1 tRNA gene and 2 rRNA genes (1 of these 3 cut by a window edge) are annotated in these 2,500 nt (G+C 55.1%); all 3 read left to right on the top strand.

Going from position 1 to position 2,500, the window contains the following annotated elements:
- Positions 1–1,940 (top strand): 23S ribosomal RNA (locus LB556_RS31490); it begins 872 nt to the left of the window's first position.
- Positions 1,941–2,143: 203 nt separating this feature from the next.
- Positions 2,144–2,258 (top strand): 5S ribosomal RNA (gene rrf, locus LB556_RS31485).
- Between the two features lie 162 nt (positions 2,259–2,420).
- A tRNA-Met gene (locus LB556_RS31480) sits at positions 2,421–2,497 on the top strand.
- The last annotated feature ends 3 nt before the right edge of the window (positions 2,498–2,500 follow it).

Below are 2,500 nucleotides of genomic sequence, written 5' to 3'. Positions count from 1 at the left end.
ATCTATTTAGGTAGAGCGTCGACCGAATACCCCAGGGGGTAGAGCACTGGATGGGCTAGGGGTCCTCACCGGATTACCAAACCTAACCAAACTCCGAATACCTGGGAGTACTAGTCGGCAGACACACGGCGGGTGCTAACGTCCGTCGTGAAAAGGGAAACAACCCTGACCTACAGCTAAGGTCCCCAAGTTATGGCTAAGTGGGAAAGGATGTGAGGATCCCAAAACAACCAGGATGTTGGCTTAGAAGCAGCCATCATTTAAAGAAAGCGTAACAGCTCACTGGTCTAAATAAGGGTCTTTGCGCCGAAAATGTAACGGGGCTAAAGCCATACACCGAAGCTTAGGGTTCGTGAGCAATCACGAGCGGTAGCGGAGCGTTCTGTAAGCTGATGAAGCCATACCCGTGAGGGGTGGTGGAGGTATCAGAAGTGCGAATGCTGACATGAGTAACGTAAGGGGAGTGAGAGACTCCCCCGCCGAAAGACCAAGGGTTCCTGCTTAAAGCTAATCTGAGCAGGGTTAGCCGGCCCCTAAGACGAGGCGGAAACGCGTAGTCGATGGGAACCACGTTAATATTCGTGGGCTTGGAGGTAGTGACGGATCGCACAAGTTGTCCAATCTTATCGGATTGAACGGGCAGCGGAGCGGTTCCAGGAAATAGCTCCTCCTTATAAACCGTACCCGAAACCGACACTGGTGGTCTGGTAGAGTATACCAAGGCGCTTGAGAGAACTATGCTGAAGGAACTCGGCAAATTGCACGCGTAACTTCGGAAGAAGCGTGACCCTTTTCCACGCAAGTGGAGGAGGGTGGCACAGACCAGGGGGTAGCGACTGTTTATCAAAAACACAGGGCTCTGCGAAGCCGCAAGGCGACGTATAGGGTCTGACGCCTGCCCGGTGCTGGAAGGTTAAGAGGAGGGGTGCAAGCTCTGAATCGAAGCCCCAGTAAACGGCGGCCGTAACTATAACGGTCCTAAGGTAGCGAAATTCCTTGTCGGGTAAGTTCCGACCTGCACGAATGGCGTAACGACTTCCCCGCTGTCTCCAGCATAGACTCAGTGAAATTGAATTCCCCGTGAAGATGCGGGGTTCCTGCGGTTAGACGGAAAGACCCCGTGCACCTTTACTATAGCTTTACATTGGCATTCGTAGTGGCATGTGTAGGATAGGTGGTAGGCTTTGAAACCTGGGCGCCAGCTCAGGTGGAGCCACCCTTGAAATACCACCCTTATTACTATGGATGTCTAACCGCGGCCCGTTATCCGGGTCCGGGACAATGTATGGTGGGTAGTTTGACTGGGGCGGTCGCCTCCTAAAGAGTAACGGAGGCGCGCGATGGTGGGCTCAGAACGGTCGGAAATCGTTCGCTGAGTGCAATGGCATAAGCCTGCCTGACTGCGAGACTGACAAGTCGAGCAGAGACGAAAGTCGGTCATAGTGATCCGGTGGTCCCGCGTGGAAGGGCCATCGCTCAACGGATAAAAGGTACGCCGGGGATAACAGGCTGATGACCCCCAAGAGTCCATATCGACGGGGTTGTTTGGCACCTCGATGTCGACTCATCGCATCCTGGGGCTGGAGCAGGTCCCAAGGGTATGGCTGTTCGCCATTTAAAGCGGTACGTGAGTTGGGTTCAGAACGTCGTGAGACAGTTCGGTCCCTATCTGCCGTGGGTGTAGGAATATTGAAAGGATCTGTCCCTAGTACGAGAGGACCGGGATGGACGGATCTCTGGTGGACCTGTTGTGGCGCCAGCCGCATAGCAGGGTAGCTATATCCGGACGGGATAACCGCTGAAGGCATCTAAGCGGGAAACCCACCTTAAAACGAGTATTCCCTGAGAACCGTGGAAGACGACCACGTTGATAGGCCGGGTGTGGAAGAGCGGCAACGCTTGAAGCTTACCGGTACTAATAGTTCGATCGGCTTGATCGTTCTCATTCCTAATATCCATCTGACAAAGTCAGATGGGTTGTTCTCACTCACGCTTGTTCCGCCCTGCGGGCGGCGCTACGTGGGTGCGGCGCATCGGCGCCGACGGTCGGTCGACCTTGCGAAGCTTCGCTTCGAAAGGCGCCAGGCTAAAAGAACTTCCCAGGCACAAAAAACAGCTTCTCGAATAACGTGCGTTTTGCCGACCTGGTGGTTATGGCGGAGCGGCTGCACCCGATCCCATTCCGAACTCGGCCGTGAAACGCTCCAGCGCTGATGGTACTTCGTCTCAAGACGCGGGAGAGTAGGTCGCTGCCAGGTCTGCCAAACGCACGTTCAAACGCAACATCCACGCGGATGCAGCAATCTTCTCTTCACGATCAAGGCCCGCCAAAGGGAGCCCGGGCCGCGCAAGCGGCCCTTTCAATTGGCGGTCAAAGGCCAAGCAAATGCCGGCTTAGGCAAACGCTCGCCAACGGTTGACGCGGGGTGGAGCAGCCCGGTAGCTCGTCAGGCTCATAACCTGAAGGTCACAGGTTCAAATCCTGTCCCCGCAACCAATT

This window comes from Mesorhizobium sp. ES1-4 (genome assembly GCF_020164745.1).
Classification (GTDB): Bacteria; Pseudomonadota; Alphaproteobacteria; order Rhizobiales; family Rhizobiaceae; genus Mesorhizobium.
The sequence above is the reverse complement of the archived record's forward strand: the minus strand, read 5'-3'. Positions and strand labels throughout refer to the sequence as shown.